Annotated in this window: 20 protein-coding genes; 7 read left to right on the forward strand and 13 right to left on the reverse strand. The window is 60.1% G+C overall.

Annotated elements, in window-relative coordinates:
- Positions 1–136: 136 nt before the first annotated feature.
- The 6 genes from C8C98_RS03230 to C8C98_RS03255 all read right to left on the reverse strand — a co-directional run bounded on the left by C8C98_RS03230 (position 137) and on the right by C8C98_RS03255 (position 6,810).
- Entirely contained in the window at positions 137–1,285 is a 1,149-nt protein-coding gene (locus C8C98_RS03230) for an oligogalacturonate lyase family protein (protein ID WP_121453107.1), read from the reverse strand.
- 21 nt (positions 1,286–1,306) lie between these two features.
- Entirely contained in the window at positions 1,307–2,605 is a 1,299-nt protein-coding gene (locus C8C98_RS03235; protein WP_121453108.1) for an ABC transporter substrate-binding protein, read from the reverse strand.
- Positions 2,606–2,650: 45 nt separating this feature from the next.
- Positions 2,651–3,775, reverse strand: a complete 1,125-nt coding sequence (locus tag C8C98_RS03240; RefSeq protein WP_121453109.1) for an ABC transporter ATP-binding protein — start codon at positions 3,773–3,775, stop codon at positions 2,651–2,653.
- 23 nt (positions 3,776–3,798) lie between these two features.
- Positions 3,799–4,686: a carbohydrate ABC transporter permease gene (locus tag C8C98_RS03245; RefSeq protein WP_121453110.1), complete on the reverse strand. Its 888-nt coding sequence runs from the start codon at positions 4,684–4,686 to the stop codon at positions 3,799–3,801.
- Positions 4,686–5,570 carry a carbohydrate ABC transporter permease gene (locus tag C8C98_RS03250; RefSeq protein ID WP_121453111.1) on the reverse strand — a complete coding sequence of 295 codons (885 nt, stop codon included), beginning with the start codon at positions 5,568–5,570 and terminating at the stop codon, positions 4,686–4,688. Before C8C98_RS03250 ends, C8C98_RS03245 begins: the two co-directional genes overlap by 1 nt.
- Before the next feature lie 85 nt (positions 5,571–5,655).
- A complete protein-coding gene (locus C8C98_RS03255; protein WP_121453112.1) occupies positions 5,656–6,810 on the reverse strand; it encodes a mandelate racemase family protein in 1,155 nt (384 codons plus the stop codon).
- Positions 6,811–7,182: 372 nt separating this feature from the next.
- On the opposite strand from C8C98_RS03255, the gene C8C98_RS03260 reads away from it, so the two are divergent.
- The 7 genes from C8C98_RS03260 (at position 7,183) to mpl (ending at position 15,227) form a co-directional block, all read left to right on the forward strand.
- Positions 7,183–7,962, forward strand: a complete 780-nt coding sequence (locus C8C98_RS03260; RefSeq protein WP_121453113.1) for a FadR/GntR family transcriptional regulator — start codon at positions 7,183–7,185, stop codon at positions 7,960–7,962.
- 242 nt (positions 7,963–8,204) lie between these two features.
- Complete coding sequence (locus C8C98_RS03265) at positions 8,205–9,233, forward strand: porin (protein WP_121453114.1); 1,029 nt, start codon at positions 8,205–8,207, stop codon at positions 9,231–9,233.
- Between the two features lie 449 nt (positions 9,234–9,682).
- The gene (kdgD, locus tag C8C98_RS03270; RefSeq protein WP_121453115.1) at positions 9,683–10,594 is read left to right on the forward strand and encodes a 5-dehydro-4-deoxyglucarate dehydratase; all 912 of its coding nucleotides are present in this window, start codon (positions 9,683–9,685) and stop codon (positions 10,592–10,594) included.
- A 122-nt stretch (positions 10,595–10,716) separates the two neighbouring features.
- The gene (locus C8C98_RS03275) at positions 10,717–11,184 is read left to right on the forward strand and encodes a nuclear transport factor 2 family protein (RefSeq protein ID WP_121453116.1); all 468 of its coding nucleotides are present in this window, start codon (positions 10,717–10,719) and stop codon (positions 11,182–11,184) included.
- A gap of 43 nt (positions 11,185–11,227) precedes the next feature.
- A complete protein-coding gene (locus C8C98_RS03280) occupies positions 11,228–12,181 on the forward strand; it encodes a 2-hydroxyacid dehydrogenase (RefSeq protein WP_121453117.1) in 954 nt (317 codons plus the stop codon).
- Between the two features lie 39 nt (positions 12,182–12,220).
- The gene (locus C8C98_RS03285) at positions 12,221–13,657 is read left to right on the forward strand and encodes an aldehyde dehydrogenase family protein (RefSeq protein WP_121453118.1); all 1,437 of its coding nucleotides are present in this window, start codon (positions 12,221–12,223) and stop codon (positions 13,655–13,657) included.
- A gap of 148 nt (positions 13,658–13,805) precedes the next feature.
- Positions 13,806–15,227: a UDP-N-acetylmuramate:L-alanyl-gamma-D-glutamyl-meso-diaminopimelate ligase gene (gene mpl / locus C8C98_RS03290; protein WP_121453119.1), complete on the forward strand. Its 1,422-nt coding sequence runs from the start codon at positions 13,806–13,808 to the stop codon at positions 15,225–15,227.
- Between the two features lie 145 nt (positions 15,228–15,372).
- Here mpl and C8C98_RS03295 read toward each other — a convergent pair whose 3' ends face one another.
- The 7 genes from C8C98_RS03295 to C8C98_RS21745 form a co-directional block, all read right to left on the reverse strand.
- Positions 15,373–15,684: a hypothetical protein gene (locus C8C98_RS03295; RefSeq protein WP_099656472.1), complete on the reverse strand. Its 312-nt coding sequence runs from the start codon at positions 15,682–15,684 to the stop codon at positions 15,373–15,375.
- A 191-nt stretch (positions 15,685–15,875) separates the two neighbouring features.
- Positions 15,876–16,997: a 3-deoxy-7-phosphoheptulonate synthase gene (locus C8C98_RS03300; protein ID WP_121453120.1), complete on the reverse strand. Its 1,122-nt coding sequence runs from the start codon at positions 16,995–16,997 to the stop codon at positions 15,876–15,878.
- Positions 16,998–17,337: 340 nt separating this feature from the next.
- Positions 17,338–17,874, reverse strand: a complete 537-nt coding sequence (locus tag C8C98_RS03305) for a hypothetical protein (RefSeq protein WP_121453121.1) — start codon at positions 17,872–17,874, stop codon at positions 17,338–17,340.
- A 128-nt stretch (positions 17,875–18,002) separates the two neighbouring features.
- On the reverse strand, positions 18,003–19,487 hold the full coding sequence (tldD, locus tag C8C98_RS03310) for a metalloprotease TldD (protein ID WP_121453122.1): 1,485 nt from the start codon (positions 19,485–19,487) through the stop codon (positions 18,003–18,005).
- Positions 19,488–19,559: 72 nt separating this feature from the next.
- Entirely contained in the window at positions 19,560–19,898 is a 339-nt protein-coding gene (locus tag C8C98_RS03315) for a YegP family protein (RefSeq protein ID WP_121453123.1), read from the reverse strand.
- Between the two features lie 136 nt (positions 19,899–20,034).
- On the reverse strand, positions 20,035–21,210 hold the full coding sequence (gene rodA, locus C8C98_RS03320; protein WP_121455991.1) for a rod shape-determining protein RodA: 1,176 nt from the start codon (positions 21,208–21,210) through the stop codon (positions 20,035–20,037).
- A 25-nt stretch (positions 21,211–21,235) separates the two neighbouring features.
- Positions 21,236–21,397: a hypothetical protein gene (locus C8C98_RS21745; protein ID WP_158600131.1), complete on the reverse strand. Its 162-nt coding sequence runs from the start codon at positions 21,395–21,397 to the stop codon at positions 21,236–21,238.
- Between the last annotated feature and the right edge of the window lie 65 nt (positions 21,398–21,462).

Genomic DNA, 21,462 nt, shown 5'->3' on the forward strand with positions numbered 1-21,462 from the left:
CACCCCCATGGCAGATGCAAGTCGGCAGCCATTGGCAGCACTCCTCAAAAGGTTGGTTGGTGCACAAATGCAAGGCACTTCCAAGATCCATCCGGCACCGGAGTTCCAGTGCTGGATGGAGCGATGCCTCAGCGCATCAAAGATCTGCCAGGTACAGCGCCGGCTCGCCCTCGATGTCCGACGTGTAGAGCACTTGCTTGTCCCCAGGGGCAAAAGAGGGGTGGGGATGGGTCACTTGCCGGTTGCCCTTGTACACACGCCAAGAGCTGTCGTGCCGGGCAATGCGGCGGGTCGTGCCAGCCTTCAAATCAAACAGGTGCAGGTAAGGATCGTTCTCGATCTGGTGTGCGCCACCATCAGAGACGTCCACCGGGGTGTTCGATCCGTCGCCCACGATCAGACTGCCATCAAAATTGCTCATCAAATGAGAGCAAGGCGGCATCGACATGAGGGTGCGCGTCTTCAGCGTTGCAGGGTCCAAGGAGCTGATGGTGCGCTCTCTTTGCCCTTTGAAGTAAGACACGTACACCATTGCAGAGCCATCCGGCACCCAAAACTCATGGGTGCAACTCTCACCGGGTTCATGGACCTTGGCACACCGCAAATTGCGCCCATCTTCATCGATGAACCACATGCGGGCATCAATCAGATCATGGTTACCCTCGTGGCAAAAAGCCACGGTACCGTCATCAAAGGGTCGGTATTGAGGGTGCCCCAACCACAGGTTTTCTTGGTGAATGACATCACGCGCCCCCGTCTGCAGATCAATCCGAATCAGACGGCAGCGGGGCTTGCGGTGGAACATTTCCGCAAACTTCTTCCAGTCGGTCAGCGCGAACCAGTCCGTGGCCGAGATCTCGATTCCCACCATTTTTGTGCAGGCAGAGTTGGCCACCCAGGTGCCATAGCCCACCCAATCAGAGGGCACCTGATAGACCACGTCCTCTTGCAGGGTGTGAATGTCCAGCCGAATGAGCTGCCTCTCGGCGCGCACAAAGTACAGGTACTGATCGTCAGGACTCAGAAAACCCCCGAAGGTGTTTTCACCCGCCTGGTCGCTCAACTGCGTCGCCGTCTGCGCCTGCAAATCCAGAAGGTGATAGTTCCAGTGCTCGCCGAACTGAGCGCCGAACACCAGCCGATGACCATCATTGGTGAAACACTTCTGATAGAAGTACGTGCGATGGCAGGTAACGTCCTTGGGGGTGAGCCGTGTGACTTTGGCACCGGTGTCAGGGTCTTGGCGGGAAACAAAGGCCAAGGAGCGGGTGGTGGCTTTGCTCATGGATGAAAAGCGTCTCACTTTTCACTTGATACGTTGCAGCAGCTTGTTGCCGTCACTGACCAACCGTGCAGCAGCCTCTTGCTCGGTGATTTTTCCGTAGGCCACCATTTCAAAAACTTCGCGCATGAATTTGTTGAAACGGGCGTTTTCAAACAGGGGCGAGGGCAGGTCGATCTTTCCGTCCTCTTTGAGCTTCTTGATCTGCAAATAAGCTTTGAGTTCGGTGCCTTGCAGCAAATCTGTACGGGCCAGTGCGCGGAACTGAGCGTCCGAAGCAGGCACGCCCCGCGTCAATCCCAGCACAGAGGCAGCTTCTGCCGAAGTCAGCAAGAAATTCATGAACTTGGCGGCCACCTCGGGATGCTTCGACTTCTTGCTCACAGCGAACATCAATGCAGGACGGCCGAACATGCCGCTGTTCTTCGCATTGGGTACGGTCAAAAAGTCACCCACGTCCAGCTTCTGATCTTTGTTCAGCGTGCTGTTGCGCAGGCCAATCACGGAATCCCAGGTGTAGTTGCCAGCCCAGTTGCCTACCACCCAATCCTGCTGCTGTTCTGTCGGCTTTTCAGCACCACCCAAGGAGGCACGCACAGGCAAAGGCACGCCGACATTGTTGCCCACCAGCTTCTTGTACGTCTGCACCCACTCCAGGGCTGCGGCCTCGCTCATTGCCACCTTGGGCTGGGTTGGGTGCACATACGGTGTTCCATACTTCTGCATGATGAAGGTCTGCGACAACAAAATCATGTCGTACAACTCACCATCTATCACATACGCTTTGTCCCCCTGCTTTTGCTTGAGCACGGGGCCTGCGGCATACAACTCCTCCCAGGTCGTGGGCATCTTGAGGCCAGAGCGCTCCAGTGCAGCACGGTTCCACAACATCACCCGGGCGGTGTAAGAGACAGGCAGTGCATTGAGCTTGCTATTGACCAAGCCAGTCTTCAGATCTGCAGCACTGAACTGGGCAAGATCCATCACGGCTTTGCTTTGATTGAGGTCGTAAAACCCTTCGCCTGTTTTGGAGAACGTCGAGAGCCAAGCCCAATTGATCTGCATGATGTCGGGCTCAGAGCCACCTGCGATTTGGGTAGACAACCGCTCCAGGTACCCGTTAAAGCCCATGTACTCGGCTTTGATCTTGACATTGGGGTTCTTGGCCTCGAAAGCCGCAATCGCCTTGAGGGTCGCCTCGTGGCGAGCAGCCCCCCCCCACCACGAGAAACGCAGCGTCAAGGGCTCTTGGGCGTGTGCGGCAGGCATAACGCCCACCCAAAATGCCAATGCTGCAGCAAGCAAGCCAGTACGTCTTTGCATTTTTGTCTCCTGAATATATTTATAAATTTTAAAAATCGGGAGTATTTACAGAAACAGGTTATTCCCGGTTTCCACATCAAATGCGTGGCACGCATGCATTTGAATCCCGAACTGATGGCTGTCACCGCGCTGCTTTTGGGCCAAAGATCCCAACTGGTCTGAAGGAACACGGCACGTGAATGGCTTGTCACCCAGCGTGAAATGGACATAGACCTCGCTGCCCATGTGCTCCATAAAGCGCAGAGTACCCTCCACGTTTTGGACAGCGTTGGCTGAATGCCCCCCAGTGGTGATGTGCTCTGGACGGATACCAAGTTTCACGGACCTGCCCGCTTGCGCTTTCAATTGATCCCACCGATGCGCAGGCACTTCCAAACGGCAATTGCCCACCATCAAGTGCGCGCCATCGCTGTCCACGTGGGCCTCCTGCAAATTCATTTCAGGGGACCCAATGAAGCTGGCCACGAAGGCATTGGCAGGGCGCTCATACAGTGCAGTTGGCGTATCCACCTGCTGGATGGTCCCGTCTTTGAGCACACAAATGCGCTCACCCATGGTCATGGCCTCCACTTGGTCGTGGGTGACGTAAACCACGGTGGATGGCTGCCCCTTTTCGCGCAGGGTTCTGTGCAGCTCTGTCAGGCGCACACGCATCGAGGCCCGCAGCTTTGCGTCCAAATTGGACAAAGGTTCGTCGAACAGAAATACCTCTGGCCGCTTCACAATGGCACGCCCTACCGCCACCCGTTGGGCTTGCCCTCCAGACAATTGCTTGGGATATCTGTCCAGCAAATGCTCCATTTCAAGAAGCGTGGCCGCTTCACGCACACGGGCATCAATCTCGGCTTTGGCCATACCGGACAGCTTCAAACCGAACGCAAGGTTGTCATACACCTTCATGTGCGGATAGAGCGCATAGTTCTGGAAAACCATGGCAATACCCCGCTGTTTAGGGGCCAGGTTATTGACGACCTTATTGCCAATCAACAACTCTCCGCCAGAGATTCCCTCCAGCCCGGCAATCATGCGAAGCACGGTGCTCTTTGCGCATCCAGATGGACCGACGAATACCATGAACTCACCCTCCTTCACCTCGAGGTCAATGCCATGCACTGCCTTGAAGCCATTAGGGTAAATTTTTTCAACTTTTCTCAAACTCAGTTGCGCCACGTCTTACTCCAAATTTTCTAAATTTATCCCTTGATGCCGCTGCTGGCAGCACCTTCAATGAAGTGGCGTTGCGCCAAGAAGAAGACCACGACCGAAGGGATTAAAGCAACCACAGAAATCGCGATCACACTGGCCCATTCAACTTCTTCTGTCGCCCCGATACTCATTTTCAGAGCAAGCGAAACTGGATACTTTTCTACCGATGATAGATAAATCAGCGGGCCCATGAAATCATTCATAGTCCATATGAATTGAAAAACAATCACAGATATGATTGCAGGCTTCAATATAGGCACCAGGATGTGCCACAGAAGCTGCAGAGGATTGCACCCATCAATCTGCGCCGCCTCTTCCATATCGCGCGGAATACCTCTTAAAAATTGCACCAGCATAAAAACAAAAAATGTGTCTGTCGCAAATGCAGAGGGGACAATCAAAGGCAAGTAGCTATCGATCCAATCGAACTGTTTGAACATCAAATACTGCGGCAAACGCAGAATAATCAGCGGCAGCATCATGGTTCCAACCATCACACTGAAAAGAAATTTCTTCCCCCAAAATTCAAACCGTGCGAAAGCGTAGGCCACCAGCACACATGAAATGACCGTCACAATCACCTTGGGAACGATGATCAGAAACGAATTCAAAAAGTAGGTTGCAAAGGTGTATTCGGTACTTGTTTTCCAACCTTTGGCATAAGCACTGAAATCAAAGCGCGATGGCCAGAATCCAATTTCGGTAAAAACTTCTGCATTGCTTTTAAAGGAGGCGCCCACCAGCCAAATCATGGGGTAGAGCATCACCAACCCGATAAGACCCAGCGCCACATAACGCAGCACTGCACTCATTCGTTCCTTGCGCTCAGTGCTGAGCGCTTGCTCATCAGAAGCCACGCGATCAAACGTAGTCATCACTTGTGGTCCTTTTCACCAGAGTAGAAAACCCAATATTTGGAGGTATAGAACGACAGCGCGCTCAAACTGGCTACCAGCGCAAAAAGCACCCAAGACAATGCACTGCCATAGCCCAAGTTAAAGTACTTGAAGCTTTGGTCATAGATGTAAAGCGAAAGAACATAAGTGCTATGCAATGGACCGCCTTCAGTAATCATATATGGCCCATTAAACTCCTGAAAAGCATGCACCATCTGCATAATCATGTTGAAAAAAATCACCGGCGTAATCAATGGCACTGTAATTCTAAAGAACTGCTGCCATTTACTGGCTCCATCGATTTCAGCAGCCTCATAAAGTGAGGTGGGAACATTCTGCAGTGCGGCGAGAAAAATCACCATTGCAGAACCAAATTGCCAAGTAAAGAGCAAAATCACAGTCCAAATGGAATAATGCTCATCCGCCAGCCATGCAATAGGCTCTATCCCAAATTTCATCAATACGATGTTGACCAGCCCATTTTGCGAAAAAATAAATCGCCACATGACCGCGGCAGCAATCGATCCACCCAAAATCGACGGAAGGTAATAGGCCGATCTAAAGAAATTAATGCCTCTCAGTTTGAAATTCAGCACATGGGCTACAAATAGGGCAAAACCCACGCGCAACGGCACGGAGATCGCCACAAACATCAGAGTCACTCCCAACGATTTTCTAAAAAGTGGATCGTGGGCCGCAAGCTCTTTGTAGTTCTCCAAGCCAATAAATTCAGGTGGATTGATAATGTCATACTGGGTAAAGCTCAACGCCAAACTCATGACAAACGGGAAAAGCTTAAAGCCAACCACACCCAGGATGAACGGCAATACAAATAGAAAGCCGATCTTCTTGTTCTCATACATGCCAGAAATCTCCGAGGGGTGAATTGGCGGGGCTGGGGGGGATGTGACACATAAGGGGGGGCATCTCCGGTCCTGGCGCTATAAATCAGTACGTCTGCACCGTGTGGGCCGCGATGTAGTCAAAATTGATGTCCTCACCCAAGCCCGGCTCTTGCGAGAGATGCACGTAGCCCTCGTGGTCCATCGGATCGGCCAGACGATTGAGGTATGCAGGGACGTCGTCGTACTCCAAAAAGGGATGCAGCAGACCGCGCTCATACCAACGGGTGTTCTTGATGGCCGCACAAACGGTCAATGCTGCGGCACCGTTGCCATGCACTTCACAGTTCATGCCGAAAGACTCGGCAAGGTGGGCCACCTTCATCGTGGGGGTAATTCCGCCCACACCCGGCACACCGGCGCGCAGGATGTCACTGGCGCCCGCCTTCACCCAGTCACCACGGCTGTAGTGCTTGCCCGAGAGGCTCTCTGGCCCCAGAACAGGAATGTCCAACTGGTCGGCAAGCCACGCATATGACGACATGCTTTGCTCGTTCATCATTTCTTCAAACCAAGCAAAGTTCAGTGCCTCCAGCGCCCGGCCAATCCGCAGAGCGTCCGTTCGGCTGTAGTTGTGGTAGCCGTCCAGCATCAGATCAATATCTGGCCCCACGGCCTCCCGCACCGCAGCACAGGCCTTGATGTCCATCGCTGGGTCCGGGGCAAAACGCACGGGTGGCATCCAGGTGTGCAACTTGATCGCTTTGTAACCGCGGGCAACCAGCTTTTGCGCAAAGGCTGCATATTCTTCAGGCGTGGAGAGTCCACCGGGCAATTCATCCCCGCACATGGTGCTGCCATAAGCAGGCACCTTGTCACGATAGCCCCCCAGCAAACGGTAGACCGGCTGCCCCAAAACGCGACCCGCCAAGTCCCACAGAGCCTGCTCAATCGCCGCCAGAGCGCGATCTGTCAGTTGCCCGGCGCTGCCTCGCTGCCAATGCTCCAAAGCCATCCAAAGCTTTTCACGCATCAACGGGTTCTCGCCCACCAACACCTTTCGAGCAAACGCCTCCAACACATGGGGCCGAATCACCTCAGGGGGCGCAAAGGCATAGCCAGAATGCCCGGAATCCGTCGACACCGTGATCATGGCCATCTTGGCCTGCTTCTCAGGCCCGGGATGAGAATGCCCTGCGGCATCGACAGACCTGAAGGTGGGATAGGTAAAAACAGTACCTTGGACGCTGACAATTTTCATGAACTACTCGTATGTTGTAAGACAACTAATGTCGGCAATAGTATTTCAGTCGTCAGACGTCTAGAATTGGTGTAAACCCTTGAGGCACCACCCAAGGGCAAAACCACTCAACCCTCAAACCCACTTTTACGGAATACGTCAGCGACACAGACATGCCACAGGAATGCAACGCACAAGCCGCCCCTCGCCCAACACCACCCCCAACAAAGATCGCAATGGGGTTCTACAGGTATAGTTCCGCAACCTCTCGCCCCGAAGCCCAACCGATGGCACAACCAGCGCATGTGAGGCCATACCAACCAACGCAGCACAAGCCAGGACAACCACGCAATCAAGGCCCTGCAACCCCCTTCGGATGTTCAGTGTTCAGATATGGATGACATTTCCCTGCGTTCAGCCCCCCCGGTAAGTCGTTCACGTACCGTCAGCCAACCCCAAAGAGTGGTCGATGGCGTCACCGAACGCATTCGAACCGGCGCCCTCAAGCCCGGGGACCGCGTCCCCCCCGAACCCGAGTTGATGCGCGAATTCGAGGTCAGCCGCACCGTGGTGCGGGAGGCAATGTCGCGCTTGCAAGCCGCAAAGATGGTGGAGACCCGACACGGCGTAGGCACGTTTGTCTTAGAGCTCGCTACCGAGCACCCCTTGCTGGGCAAACCTGCTGGAAACATTCAAATTCAACAAAAGCTGGCCATGCTGGAGCTGCGCATCAGCATTGAATCGGATGCCGCAAGCCTTGCAGCCATGCGTCACACAGACCTGCATCTGAAAGCGATGCGCGCGGCCCTAGACGCCTACGAAGCCCATCTGAATGAAGGCGCCCCAACCATCGATGACGACTACAACTTCCACATTCAGATCGCGGCTGCCACGGGCAATGTGTATTTTGAAGAGGTGCTGAGCAACCTGGGCAGCGCCACCATGCGCGGCCTGTCGGGCGTAGAACCAAAGAAACCATTTGGTGAACCACTGATGGCCCTGGCCTCTGGCAAAGAGGTGACGCAGCGCGAACACGAGGCGATTTACGACGCCATACGCCGCGGCGACTCCGCCGCAGCGCGCGCCGCCATGTTCATGCACCTGACCAACAGCCGCGAACGGCTGCGGGACAAAGCTGGGAAAGTGCAAGCACCTCAGCCAGCTGTTGGATAGCCGCGACGTTTTGGGGCGCAGCCCCCACCACCCCGCACACCCCAAAGCGCCCGCACAAGCAATCGCGGGCAACCCCATTTCCCCGAAAGCGCAAGCTGGGCGAGGGTTTGCCAGCAGCACAACCCCCATTCAAATCACCAAGGCCTGGGTTTATCCCAATGTCGGCGGTGCGCTATTTTTGAACAATCCTATTGTCGTCTGACGACTGACGTATAACTTTGACAAACAATAGGAGATTTGAAATGAACCGCTTGCACCGCGCTCTGCTGCCCATCGCCTTGGCGGCCATAGCCACCACCGCATCCGCACAGTCCTCCGTCACCCTTTCGGGCCGCGTGGATCTGGGGCTTCAACACGCCCCCAATGATCTGTCCAAAGGCACAGACAACGTGAGCGGAGTCAACGAAAGCTCCAACGGTCGCCTCAACATTGCAGGCCGCGAACAAATCAGTGGCGACCTGACGGCGTTCTTCATGATGGAAGCACGCTTCAATGCCGATACCGGGGCCCAGTCCGATGCCACAACGTTCTTCAAAGACAAGTCTTGGATGGGACTGGAAAGCAAATCCCTGGGCGAAGTGCGCATGGGCCGCCTGCACTCACCCCAATACGGCATCAGCACTGCCGGCCGCTACGAAGCCTTCTCCGGTGACAGCTATGCATCGATGGGCAGCCGCGGCGCGCTGTCTGCCAACCAGTGGAACAACTCCATTGCCTACACCACACCCACATTCAATGGATTCAACGCGGGCGTGATCTGGCAAGCTGGCGAAAAGCTGGTCGCCAATGGCAGCGGTGTCTTTGTGTCCTACAACCAGGGACCGCTGTCGATGGCGGCGTCCTACCAAAAAGAGCAAGACAAGATGGTGACCACAGCGATTGACACCATGGAAACCAAAGCCCTGGGCGCTTACTACGACTTCGGTGTGGTGCGCCTGAGCACGACTTACGCCCGCAGCACCAAGGTCAACATCACCAACACAGGCTCTGAGTCCGTGTTCACGATGGGCGCCCGCGTCCCCATGGGACCCGGAGAATTCCGCACCTCTTACCGCAAAGTCAACGACACATCGCGCAAGGCAACCAATGACGCATCTGCCGATGCCGATTCCTCACGCTTCTCGGTGGGCTACGCCTATTTTTTGAGCAAGCGCACGTCTATCAACCTGTCGCTCGTTCGTGAGAACCAAAAGCGGTACAACACCAACGGTTCCAGCAAGAGCGACTTCAGCGGCACAGGTTACGAAGCTGCTTTGCGCCACCTGTTCTGACCGAACCACCACGCAATGCCTTGCGGCCGATGCAATCGCGCTGAGAGATGAAGTTCGACCAAAGCAACCGCCCTGGTGGGGTAATCCGTGGTTGTCAGGTCGAACCGTCCATAGCGAGCGCAGCAGCGCCGAAGCAAGCCCCCCTGGTACATATGGCACAAGAGGTACGACAAGTACCAGCCAACAACACCAGGGGGTCATGTTGGCCACGCTTAGGATGTTGTGACACACAACCCAAGACAGGCCGAGTCAGCGCAGCCCTGTTGCCGCCTGATTGCATTCTTGCGCAACGCACATTCCGCCAACGGCATTAGTGATAACCCGATGGCATTTTTTTGATTCATGTTGTACGATGACATACAACATGAATCACATGCTCCTGACGCCACATCTACAGACTGACGAGGCACCAGGAGTTCCCTTTTTTTCCATCCCTACGGAGCCTGAAAATGTCCCCTCAAGACCTCAAAAGCGTATTGCAAGCCGGCCTGCTGTCCTTTCCGCTGACTGATTTCGACAGCAACCTGCGCTTTGCTCCCAAGCCCTACGCAGACCGCCTGGAATGGCTGCAGCCCTACGGAGCTTCGGCGTTGTTTGCCGCTGGCGGCACGGGTGAATTTTTCTCCCTGGAGCCGGGCGAGTACAGCGAAGTGATCAAGGTGGCTTTGGCCACCTGCAAGAACCGCACCCCCATCATCGCGGGCGCTGGCGGCGGCACCACCCTGGCCATCCAATACGCACAAGAAGCCGAACGCCTGGGCGCCCAAGGCATTTTGCTGCTGCCCCACTACCTGACCGAAGCCAGCCAGGAAGGCCTGATTGCCCACGTGCAAGCCGTGTGCAAGAGCGTGAAGTTTGGCGTAGTGGTCTACAACCGTGGCGGCTGCCGCCTGACACCCGCCAGCCTGCAAGTGCTGGCCGACACCTGCCCCAACCTGATTGGTTTCAAGGACGGCTTTGGCGACATTGAGAAGTTCGTCAGCATCCGCCAGACGCTGGGTGACCGCTTCGCCTACCTGGGCGGCCTGCCCACCGCCGAGCTGTTTGCTGGCGCCTACAAGGCCATGGGTTGCCCCGTGTACTCGTCGGCCGTGTTCAACTTCATCCCCAAGACGGCGATGGAGTTCTACAACGCCCACGCCGCTGGCGACACCGCCACCTGCGACCGCTTGATCCGTGACTTCTTCATCCCCTACATTGCCCTGCGCAACCAAGGTGAAGGCTACGCCGTGTCGATCGTGAAGGCTGGTGCCACCATCATCGGCCACAGCGCAGGCCCCGTGCGCCCACCGCTGTCTGACCTCAAGCCCGCTGAAGTCGAGCAACTGCGCGCACTGATGGCCCCCCTGGGCCCACAGTAAACAGCCCACGCAGAACCCATAACCCTAAGGCGCACGAACTTCTGAACAGGTTCCAAGCGCCAGCCCGGCCCCAGCCCTCTGGGGCTTTCTGCTTTTCCAACCACCCTCCTGAGGAGACAACCATGAACCCATTCAATTCCCACTGGAGCCTGCGCTGCGCACAAGGCGTGACCCTGGCCGCTGCGCTGGTCACTGCCCCCCTGGTGGCACACGCCCAGGCCTCTGCCGAAGAGCAAGCCGTGGCTTCGGTCGTGGAGAAGCTGCGCGTCGCCATGGTCGACCCTGACCAGGCCACGCTGACCGGCCTGACCAGCCCCCTGCTGAGCTATGGGCACTCGGGCGGCAAGGTGGACACGCAAGCGAGCTTCATCGGCGCGCTGATGGACAAGTCTTCCGACTTTGTCTCCATCACGTTCTCAGACCAGACCATCAGCGTCTCGGGCAACGTGGCCGTGGTGCGCCACACCCTGGCGGGTGCCACCAATGACCGTGGCACCCCCGGCAACGTCACCATCAAGGTACTGACCGTCTGGCAAAAAGATGGCGGCCAATGGCGCTTGCTGGCCCGCCAGGCGGTGCGCCCCACCTGAGTTCCCAGCCCCTCCTCTGCACCCTCTGCACTGAATCCACCCCATGCACACCTTGAACCGCATCCTCCAGGCAGGCAAATTGGTGCCCGCGCTGGAACAAGCCCTGCACGCCCGCTACAGCGTGCACCGCCTGACCGACGAACCCGATCCGGCCGTCTTCCTGGCAGAGCAAGGGGTACAGTTTGATGCCGTGGTCACCAGTGCAGCGATTGGCTTGTCGGCCCAGCACCTGGCCGCACTGCCCTCGGTCAAGGTGATTTCCAGCTTTGGGGTGGGCCTGGACAAAGTGCCGGTCGATGCAGCCAAGGCCCGGGGCATTGCCGTGGGCTACACCCCCGATGTGCTCAACGACTGTGTGGCCGACACCGCGTTTGCGCTGGTGCTGGACGTGGCACGCCGTACCGCCGAGGCCGACCGCTTTGTGCGCGCCGGGCAATGGGCACGCCTGGGCGGCAACAGCTTTGGGCTGGGCCGCAAGGTCAGCGGCGCCCGCATGGGCGTGGTGGGGCTGGGCCGCATCGGGCAGACCATCGCGCGCCGTGGCCTGGGCTTTGACATGGAAGTGCGATACCACACACGGCGCCCCGTGGCCGGGGTGCCTTGGGCGCACGAGCCCTCACTGACGGATCTGGCCACCTGGTGCGACTTCCTGGTGGTGGTCACCTCAGGTGGCCCAGCCACCCGCCATCTCATCAACGAAGCCGTGCTCAACGCCCTGGGGCCCCGCAGCTTCCTGGTCAACGTAGCGCGCGGTACGGTGGTGGATGAAGCCGCGCTGATCCACGCCCTGGAAGGCGGTCGTATTGCCGGTGCCGGGCTCGACGTGTTCGAGAGCGAGCCCCAGGTGCCCGAAGCCCTGCTGGGCATGGACAACGTGGTGCTGCTGCCGCACATTGCAAGCGCCACGCAAGAAACCCGCCAGGCCATGGGCCAGCGGGTGATGGACAACCTGGAGGCGTTTGAGCGCACGGGACAACTGGTCTCCGCCGCGTATTGAACGCCCATCTCTTTTTTTCAACCACTCACTGCACTAACCATGAAACAAAACCTCATTGGCGGCCAATGGACCGAAGGCGTCCGCACGTACCAAAACACCAACCCGTCTGACACGCGCGACGTGATCGGCGACTACGCCGTGGCCAGCCGCGAGCAGGCGCTCGATGCCGTGGCCGCCGCCCACGCCGCCTTCCCGGCCTGGAGCCTGTCCACCCCCCAGCAGCGCTTTGACATCCTGGACGCTGTCGGCAACGAAATCATTGCCCGCAAGGCCGAGCTGGGCGACCTGCTGGCCCGCGAGGAAGGCAAGACCCTGCCCGAAGCCATTGGCGAAGTGGGCCGCGCTGCCGCCATCTTCAAGTTCTTTGCCGGTGAGGCCCTGCGCCCTGGTGGCGAGGTGCTGCCCTCGGTGCGCCCTGGCGTGGGTGTGGAAATCACCCGCGAGCCCCTGGGCGTGATCGGCCTGATCACCCCTTGGAACTTCCCCATCGCCATCCCTGCGTGGAAGATTGCCCCCGCCCTGGCCTATGGCAACACCGTGGTGTTCAAGCCCGCTGAAGTGGTGCCTGGCTCGGCCTGGGCGCTGGCCGACATCCTGCACCGCGCAGGCTTGCCTGCCGGTGTGTTCAACCTGGTGATGGGCCGTGGCGCCGAAGTGGGTGCCGTGCTGCTCGAAGACGAGCGCATCGCAGGCGTGAGCTTCACCGGCTCCGTCGGCACCGGCAAGCGTGTGGCAGCCGCCTGCGTGGGCCGTGGCGCCAAGGTGCAGCTGGAGATGGGTGGCAAGAACCCCTTCGTGGTGCTGGACGACGCCGACCTGAACGTGGCCGTGGGCGCTGCGCTCAACAGCGGCTTCTTCTCCACCGGCCAGCGCTGCACCGCCAGCAGCCGCGTGATCGTGACCGAAGGCATCCACGACCGCTTCGTGGCCGCCATGGTCGAGAAGATGAAGACCCTGAAGGTGGACGATGCCCGCAAGGCTGGCACCGACATCGGCCCCGTGGTGGACGACCGCCAGCTGGCGCAAGACCTGGAGTACATCGCCATTGGCCAAAAAGAAGGCGCCAAGCTGCACGGCGGCGAGGCCCTGGCCACCAACGCCGACGGTGCCCCTGGCTACTACCTGCGCCCCGCACTGTTCACCGAGACCACGCCCGAGATGCGCATCAACCGCGAAGAAATCTTTGGCCCGGTGGTCAGCGTGCAGCGCGTCAAGGGCTACGACGAAGCCCTGGCCCTGGCCAACGACACCCCATTCGGCCTGGCCAGCGGCATTGCCACCACCAGCCTCAAGCACGCCACCCACTTCAAGCGCCACGCGCAAGCAGGCATGGTGATGGTGAATCTGCCCACCGCAGGGGTGGACTATCACGTGCCGTTTGGTGGCCGCAAGGGCAGCAGCTACGGCTCACGCGAGCAAGGCCGCTACGCGGCTGAGTTCTACACCACCGTCAAGACGGCTTACACCCAGGCCTGATAAACCGCAGGGGGTGCAACACCCCCTGCAGATTTCCGCGCCCCTGCTACCTCTTCAGAGGGACATCGGCACCGCAGGGGTGCGGACTCTTCGCCTGAGCGCCGACCCGGCCCCAGAGCCCCGCAGGCCCTCATTAGAATCCCCGGCCATGCACATACACATACTCGGAATTTGCGGAACGTTCATGGGCGGCCTGGCGGCCCTGGCCCGCGAGGCAGGGCACAAGGTCACGGGCTGCGATGCCGGTGTGTACCCGCCCATGAGCGACCAGCTGCGCGCCCTGGGCATTGAGCTGATCGAAGGCTTTGGCGCCGACCAGCTTGCGCTGCAGCCCGACATGTTTGTGGTGGGCAACGTGGTCAGCCGTGCCCGGCTGGCCGATGGCAGCCCGAAGTTTCCGCTGATGGAAGCCATTTTGGATGCAGGACTGCCCTACACCAGCGGCCCCCAATGGCTGGCCGAGCATGTGCTGCAAGGCCGCCATGTGCTTGCCGTGGCGGGCACGCATGGCAAGACCACGACCACCTCCATGCTCTCGTGGATTCTGGAAAGCGCCGGGTTGCAGCCCGGCTTCCTGATCGGCGGGGTGCCGCTGAACTTCGGCATCTCGGCCAGGCTGGGCGCCAGCCAGCGCCCTCAGCCCGGCCCGGGCGCGCAAGGCCAACGCCCGCTGTTTGTGATCGAGGCCGACGAGTACGACACCGCCTTCTTCGACAAGCGCAGCAAGTTTGTGCACTACCGCCCCCGCACGGCGGTGCTGAACAACCTGGAGTTTGACCACGCCGACATTTTTGATGACCTGGCCGCCATCGAGCGCCAGTTCCACCACTTGGTGCGCACCGTGCCGCCTTCGGGCCGCGTGGTGGCCAATGGGCTAGAAGAGAGCCTGACCCGCGTGCTGAACACCGGCTGCTGGAGCCAGGTGAGCAGCTTTGGCGCCGCCGTGAGCGACTTCAGCGCCGAGGGCAACCCGCAGGCCTTTGATGTGTTGCACCAGGGCGCCAAGGTGGCGCGGGTGCAATGGGCACTGACGGGAGTGCACAACCAGCTCAACGCCCTGGCTGCCATTGCGGCGGCGCACGATGTGGGGGTGGCCCCAGCGGTGGCCGCTGCGGCCCTGGGCCAGTTTGAGAACGTGAAGCGCCGCATGGAGCTGCGTGGCACGGTGCGCGGTATCGCCGTGTACGACGACTTTGCCCACCACCCCACGGCCCTGCGCACCACGCTCGATGGGCTGCGCCGCAGCCTAGCGCCCGGGGCACGCATCCTGGCGGTTTTTGAGCCGCGCAGCAACACCATGAAGCTCGGCTCCATGAAAAGCCAACTGCCCTGGGCGCTAGAACCTGCGGACCTGGTGTTTTGCCACACCGCCGGGCTGGACTGGGACGCCGCCACCGCGCTCGCCCCGCTGGGCGTGGGCCCTGGCCAACGCGCGCAGACCGCGCCTGACATCGCCACGCTGGTCGCGCAGGTCTCGCAGGCGGCACGGGCGGGCGATCACGTCGTGTGCATGAGCAACGGGGGTTTTGGCGGCATCCACGCGCGCCTGCTGGAATCGCTGAGAGGTTAAGGATTCTCTGCACGGCTTGATCAGCGCAGCGCGGTCAAACGCTATAAAAACAATAGCTTCTAGCGCTTATAGATAGTGCGCTAGAAGCTATTTTTCCTTAAATGCTCTGCCACCTTATGGGCAGAGTCTGCGTGGGTAGGCCAACTCAATAGGTCACGGCCATGGCGGGCACGTCCACCCGCACAATGGGGCGAGCCAACGCGGCACTGGCGGCGCGTGCAAACCGCTGGCCCCAATCAGGCTGCGACAGCAAGCTGGCACCTGCGGCCTGCGCCACGGTCAACACCTTATCGGCCAGCAGCACCTTGCCACTGGCGCGCAAGGGTTCGCAGTCGAGCGCGGTGAATTGCTCGTCCAGCCACAGGCGCCCAGCCTCGTGGGCCATGGGCTCGGCGCCGGCCAGGTCAAAACGAAACTCCTGGTCTGCCGCCAGGCGGACCGATACTTCACTGTGCATGGGGTACCTCTTTTTGAATGCGTCGGGAGGGTGAAAACGATTTCAAAGAGCCCTTGAGAAGCCGGTTGGGCTGCACGCCCAGCCGCTTTTCGGCACTCTCCGCCGATGGAGCTTACACGCTGCGCCAGGGCAGATGCCTGGGTCTTTTCCCTGACACAGCAGCCTCCACACAACGCCGCCCAGCCCCCATCTCAGCGTGCGCGGCGCGCCTGCACAGCGGCCGACAGGTCGGCCAGCGCGGCCAGCGAGTCGTCCCAGCCCAGGCAGGCGTCGGTGATGCTCTTGCCGTATTCCAGCGCGCAGGCATCGTCCTTGCCGGGGGTGAACTTTTGTGCGCCAGCGTTGATGTGGCTTTCGATCATCACGCCGAACACGCTGCGCGAGCCGCTGGCAATCTGGCCACCAATGTCGCGCGCCACATCGAGCTGGCGCTCGTGCTGCTTGCTGCTGTTGGCGTGGCTGCAGTCCACCATCAGCGTGGCCGGCAGCTTGGCGGCCTCCAGGTCTTTGCATGCAGCGGCCACGCTGGCGGCGTCATAGTTGGGGGCCTTGCCACCGCGCAGGATGACGTGGCAGTCCTTGTTGCCGTTGGTGTTGACGATGGCCACCTGGCCATTCTTGTGCACCGACAAGAAGTGGTGGCCCCGGCTGGCCGATTGGATGGCGTCGGTCGCGATGCGGATGTTGCCGTCCGTACCGTTCTTGAAGCCGATGGGCGCAGACAGGCCCGAGGCCAGTTCGCGGTGCACCTGGCTTTCGGTGGTGCGCGCACCAATGGCACCCCAGCTGATGAGGTCACCGATGTACTGGGGCGAGATCACATCAAGGAACTCACTGCCCGCTGGCATGCCCAGGCGGTTGATGTCGATCAGCAGCTGGCGCGCAATGCGCAGGCCTTCGTCGATGCGGTAGGTTTCGTCCAGGTAGGGGTCGTTGATGAGGCCCTTCCAGCCCACGGTGGTGCGGGGCTTTTCGAAGTACACGCGCATGACGATCTCCAGCGTGTCCTTGTACTGCTCGCGCACGGCCTTCAGGCGACGGGCGTAGTCCACTGCGGCTACGGGGTCGTGGATAGAGCAAGGGCCAATAATCACCAGCAGGCGGTCGTCCTGGCCGGCCATGATGTTGTGGATGTTCTTGCGGGTCTGGCTGATGAGCCCTTCCACCGGCGTATTGCTGATAGGGAAAAAGCGGATCAGATGCTCTGGAGGAGGCAACACGGTAATGTCCTTGATACGTTCGTCGTCGGTCTGGCTGGTTTTGTCGACGCTGCGGTACCAGGCATCGCTGGTGGGATTGGCTTGCACGCTCATGTTGGCTTCCTCGTGTGGATTGAAAGAGTGAAAAACAGGGGGCTGAAAAAACAAAAACCGCCGGGCTTTGCAGCTGCGGCGGTTGGTATGGGGAGGTGTTTTAGTTGCTTGCGCGTTTTCCTCTCATCCGCCTAGGACCGAGATAAAAAACCAAAAATAAAACGCGCTGCGAACTTGCATGTCGATCAATGTAGCACAGCCCCCGGGTGGTTCCGCAAGCCCGTTGCGCAAAGCTGGGCCCAAAAAGCCACACAAAATCGCGCGGCCAAGGGTTACTACCCAGCGACTGGAGTTCGGATTTTGGCGCTCTGAGTGGCGCGCAAAGGCACCCGACCGCCGTTCAGCGGCCCCGCCCCAACCAGCGGCGCGCACGCTGCCACCAAGAAGGCGGTGGGCGTTCGGATGCCGGATCCGTGGGCGTTTCCACGCGCCCATCACACTCGTACATGTCGATCAACAGCAGCGCCTCGCCCAGGGTGCGCCAAGCCAGCAATTCGAATTTGTCGAAGCAAATTGCCTCGCTGGCGTGGCGCTGTTCCAGCGCCTCCTTCCAAGCAGCGATGGCGGTGCGCAGCTCCCACAGGGCGCGCTGGTAGGCGGTGAATTCGTACAAGCCATGCCAAGCAGAGCCCAGCCCAGTCAGCAGCAACTGGTGCTCGCGAGCCCCCTGAAACAAGGCCGCCGCTGTGCGCTGGATGGCCTCGGTATCGGCGCTGGTGCGCCGTGTGCGCACGGCCTCTTCAATCAACCCCGACAAATGGCCCAGGCTGTCGCGTAGCTGGCGGGAGTCTTCGTCGGCCACCCCTTCGCGCAAAAAGCGGCTGATATCTCCGAACGACTGGAGACTTTGCGGCAAAAGGGTGCGCGACGCGGGCATGCAGCCATTTTGCGCCGGGCTATGGCGTCTGTGGAGGGGTTTACCCACTCGCCAAGGCGTGCAACCAACACACGCCCCCCCCCAGAACAGGCCGCGTAAGCCCGCACAGGGGTCACACCGCCATCACATCAGGCGGTGCCGCCCACCGTCAGGCCTTCGATGCGCAGCGTGGGCTGGCCCACGCCCACGGGCACGCTCTGGCCTTCCTTACCGCAGGTGCCTACGCCGCTATCGAGGCGCATGTCGTTGCCGATCATGGTCACCTTCTTGAGCGACTCGGGGCCGCTGCCCACGATGGTGGCGCCTTTGACGGGGTACTGGATCTTGCCGTTTTCCACCCAGTAGGCTTCGCTGGCAGAGAAAACAAACTTGCCCGACGTGATGTCCACCTGGCCGCCACCAAAGTTGCTGGCGTACAGCCCCTTCTTGATGCTGGCGATGATCTCTTGCGGGTCTTTGTCGCCACCCAGCATGTAGGTGTTGGTCATGCGCGGCATGGGGATGTGGGCGTAGCTTTCGCGGCGGCCATTGCCCGTGGGGGCCACACCCATCAGGCGGGCGTTGAGCGAATCCTGGATGTAGCCCTTCAAAATGCCGTCTTCGATCAGCACATTGCGCTGGCTGGGGTTGCCCTCGTCGTCCACGTTCAGCGAACCACGGCGGTCGGCAATGGTGCCGTCGTCCAGCACCGTCACACCCTTGGCGGCCACGCGCTGGCCAATGCGGCCGCTGAAGGCGCTGGAGCCCTTGCGGTTGAAGTCCCCTTCCAGGCCATGGCCCACGGCCTCGTGCAACAAAATGCCAGGCCAGCCCGAACCCAGCACCACCGTCATCTCGCCCGCCGGTGCGGGGCGCGATTCCAGATTGACCAATGCGGCATTCACGGCCTCGTCCACATACTTGCCCAGCAGGGCGTCGTCGAAATAGGCCAGGCCAAAGCGGCCACCGCCACCGGCCGATCCCACTTCGCGGCGGCCATTTTGCTCGGCGATCACCGTGATTGACAGGCGCACCAGCGGACGCACATCGGCCGCCAGGGTGCCGTCGGCACGGGCCACCAGCACTACGTCATATTCACTCGCCAACCCGGCCATCACCTGCGCTACGCGCGGGTCCTTAGCGCGGGCGCGCTGCTCCAGGCGCTCGAGCAGGGCCACCTTGGCGGTGCTGTCCAGCGAAGCAATCGGGTCCACGCCCTGGTACAGGCTGCGGCTGGTGGCAATCTTCTTGGCGGGCACACGCACCCGCGTACCTTGCGCCGCAGACGAGATCGAGCGCACCGTGCGCGCGGCGTCCAGCAGCGAGGCTTCAGAAATATCGTCGGAATACGCAAACGCGGTCTTCTCGCCACTGACGGCGCGCACACCCACGCCTTGGTCGATGCTGAAGGAGCCGGTTTTCACGATGCCTTCTTCCAGACTCCAGCCTTCGCTGCGGGTGTACTGGAAGTACAGGTCCGCGTCGTCCACCTGGTGGGCGCGGATTTCTGCCAGAGCACGTGCCAGGTGCCCTTCGTCCAGCCCAAAGGGCGTCAGGAGCAGTTCACGGGCGACATCGATGCGTTGGGTGGTGGCGGCACGCTGGGGCGCAGCAGTAGAGGAGCGAAAGGTCATCGCTGCATTTTAGGCGCGCCGCCCCGCCCGCGCGGCGCAAGGGGGAAACAGGCTCTGCGGGTAGCCAAAAGCCTACGGCGCCGTCAGGTCATGCAGACTGGCCGCCAGCGCATAGCTTTGCACCGCCTCAATGCCCGCGTCACGGGCCTTGGCGCCCGAGTACATCTGGCTTTGGCCAATCACCTGGCCGTTGGCCGCCTTGAGGGTGAAATATGGGGCCCCGTTGCGGGCACAAAGGCGCCCATAGCGGGTGTCGTTCGGGGCATGCTTTTTGACCGACTCGATGCCCTGCAAGGCACCCGCGTGCGAGTCATAGGTCTCGCTGGTCAAAATCACCTGGCCATTAGAGGCCAGCAGGTTGAAAACGAACTTGTCATTGGTCGTCTTCTTGAGCTCGAACTTCGCTGCCATCGGAAACACCTCCAGGGGATGTGAAACCCAACAGCCCGGGTTTTAACCGCAGCCCCTCCGTCCGGCAAGGGTGGCGACCCTTGTCCCTACGCTGCGACGGTCTCTACGCAGGGGCCACAGGCAAAGTGAGTGAACGCTACAGCGGCGTGCGCGCCTTCTGCGGCTCCTGGCGCTGCGCCCGCGCCACCGACATCAAAATTCCCAGCGCCAGCCCCAGCGTGACCATGGCTGTGCCACCATAACTGACGAACGGCAGCGGCACCCCCACCACGGGCAAGATGCCGCTGACCATGCCCATGTTCACAAAGGCGTAGGTGAAGAAAATCATCGACACGGCCCCGGCCATGAGGCGGCCAAACAGGGTGGTGGCGCCCAGGGCGATGTACAACCCACGCCAGACCAGCAGCAAAAAGCCCACGACCAGAAACAGGTTGCCAGCCAGGCCAAACTCTTCGGAATAGGCGGCAAAGATGAAGTCGGTGGTGCGCTCGGGGATGAACTCCAGGTGCGTCTGCGTGCCCGCCATGAAGCCCTTGCCGGTGATGCCGCCGGAGCCGATGGCGATCATGCCCTGGATGATGTGAAAACCCTTGCCCAGTGGGTCGCGGGTGGGGTCCAGCAGGGTACAGATGCGCTGCTGCTGGTAGTCGTGCAGCACGGGCCAGCGCACCCCATCGGCGCACAGTTGCGGCTCAAACCACACGATGAGCGCAATGCCAATGCCGCCCAGCAGCACGGGCGGCAGCACCAGTTTCCACGGTAAGCCCGCAAAAAAGATCACCGACAGCCCCGCCGCCAACACCAGCAGCGAGGTGCCCAGGTCTGGCTGCTTCATGATCAGGCCCACCGGCATGACCAGCAGCAGCCCGGCGGCGGCAAAGTCCAGCGGGCGCAATTGCCCCTCGCGCTTCTGGAACCACCAGGCCAGCATCAAGGGCATGGCGATTTTCAAAATCTCGCTGGGCTGGATTTGCGTGACGCCGATGCTCAGCCAGCGGGTCGCCCCCTTCTTGGTAATGCCAAACAGTGCCACAGCAAACAGCAGCGCCACGCCTGCGGCATAAAGCGGCACGGCAAAGGCCATGATCTTTTGGGGAGGCACCTGTGCCACCAAAAACAAGATGGCGGCGGCGATCAGCATGTTGCGCCCATGGTCTGCAAACCGCGTGCCGTGGTCGTAACCCGAGGAGTACATGGCCACCAACCCGGCGCACGCCAGCAGCAGCACCACAAGAAGCAAGGGCAGATCAAACCCCCTGAACAGGGGCAGTACGCGCTGCGAGAGCGAGGTCTTTTCAAAAACGGCGGCCATCTCGCGATTATCGGGCTGCCTGGCGTCAGCCCGCTTGCCCAAAGGCCATCACCGCCTGGTTGCGCAGTGTGCGCCGCAAGCCCAAAGCCTTGTCATCCACCACAATGCCGCCCACCGCAGACTGGTCGGCGTCAATGAGCGCAAAAGTCTGCCCCTTGATCTGCAACGGCAGTTGCAACGGCAGCATCTGGCTGCGGAAAGCGGGGCAAAATCGGTCAAGGTGCAGGCAGCAAAAAAAGGCACTGCGCAGCG

It is taken from the genome of Acidovorax sp. 106, from assembly GCF_003663825.1.
Lineage (GTDB): Bacteria > Pseudomonadota > Gammaproteobacteria > Burkholderiales > Burkholderiaceae_C > Acidovorax.

Excerpts from the sequence above, each read along its gene's own strand:
- C8C98_RS03230 (WP_121453107.1), bottom strand. The coding sequence starts at position 1,285 with ATGAGCAAAGCCACCACCCGCTCCTTGGCCTTTGTTTCCCGCCAAGAC.
- C8C98_RS03235 (WP_121453108.1), bottom strand. The coding sequence starts at position 2,605 with ATGCAAAGACGTACTGGCTTGCTTGCTGCAGCATTGGCATTTTGGGTG.
- C8C98_RS03245 (WP_121453110.1), bottom strand. The coding sequence starts at position 4,686 with ATGACTACGTTTGATCGCGTGGCTTCTGATGAGCAAGCGCTCAGCACT.
- C8C98_RS03250 (WP_121453111.1), bottom strand. The coding sequence starts at position 5,570 with ATGTATGAGAACAAGAAGATCGGCTTTCTATTTGTATTGCCGTTCATC.
- C8C98_RS03255 (WP_121453112.1), bottom strand. The coding sequence starts at position 6,810 with ATGAAAATTGTCAGCGTCCAAGGTACTGTTTTTACCTATCCCACCTTC.
- C8C98_RS03260 (WP_121453113.1), top strand. The coding sequence starts at position 7,183 with ATGGATGACATTTCCCTGCGTTCAGCCCCCCCGGTAAGTCGTTCACGT.
- C8C98_RS03265 (WP_121453114.1), top strand. The coding sequence starts at position 8,205 with ATGAACCGCTTGCACCGCGCTCTGCTGCCCATCGCCTTGGCGGCCATA.
- kdgD (WP_121453115.1), top strand. The coding sequence starts at position 9,683 with ATGTCCCCTCAAGACCTCAAAAGCGTATTGCAAGCCGGCCTGCTGTCC.
- C8C98_RS03275 (WP_121453116.1), top strand. The coding sequence starts at position 10,717 with ATGAACCCATTCAATTCCCACTGGAGCCTGCGCTGCGCACAAGGCGTG.
- C8C98_RS03280 (WP_121453117.1), top strand. The coding sequence starts at position 11,228 with ATGCACACCTTGAACCGCATCCTCCAGGCAGGCAAATTGGTGCCCGCG.
- C8C98_RS03285 (WP_121453118.1), top strand. The coding sequence starts at position 12,221 with ATGAAACAAAACCTCATTGGCGGCCAATGGACCGAAGGCGTCCGCACG.
- mpl (WP_121453119.1), top strand. The coding sequence starts at position 13,806 with ATGCACATACACATACTCGGAATTTGCGGAACGTTCATGGGCGGCCTG.
- C8C98_RS03295 (WP_099656472.1), bottom strand. The coding sequence starts at position 15,684 with ATGCACAGTGAAGTATCGGTCCGCCTGGCGGCAGACCAGGAGTTTCGT.
- C8C98_RS03300 (WP_121453120.1), bottom strand. The coding sequence starts at position 16,997 with ATGAGCGTGCAAGCCAATCCCACCAGCGATGCCTGGTACCGCAGCGTC.
- C8C98_RS03305 (WP_121453121.1), bottom strand. The coding sequence starts at position 17,874 with ATGCCCGCGTCGCGCACCCTTTTGCCGCAAAGTCTCCAGTCGTTCGGA.
- tldD (WP_121453122.1), bottom strand. The coding sequence starts at position 19,487 with ATGACCTTTCGCTCCTCTACTGCTGCGCCCCAGCGTGCCGCCACCACC.
- C8C98_RS03315 (WP_121453123.1), bottom strand. The coding sequence starts at position 19,898 with ATGGCAGCGAAGTTCGAGCTCAAGAAGACGACCAATGACAAGTTCGTT.
- rodA (WP_121455991.1), bottom strand. The coding sequence starts at position 21,210 with ATGGCCGCCGTTTTTGAAAAGACCTCGCTCTCGCAGCGCGTACTGCCC.
- C8C98_RS21745 (WP_158600131.1), bottom strand. The coding sequence starts at position 21,397 with ATGCTGCCGTTGCAACTGCCGTTGCAGATCAAGGGGCAGACTTTTGCG.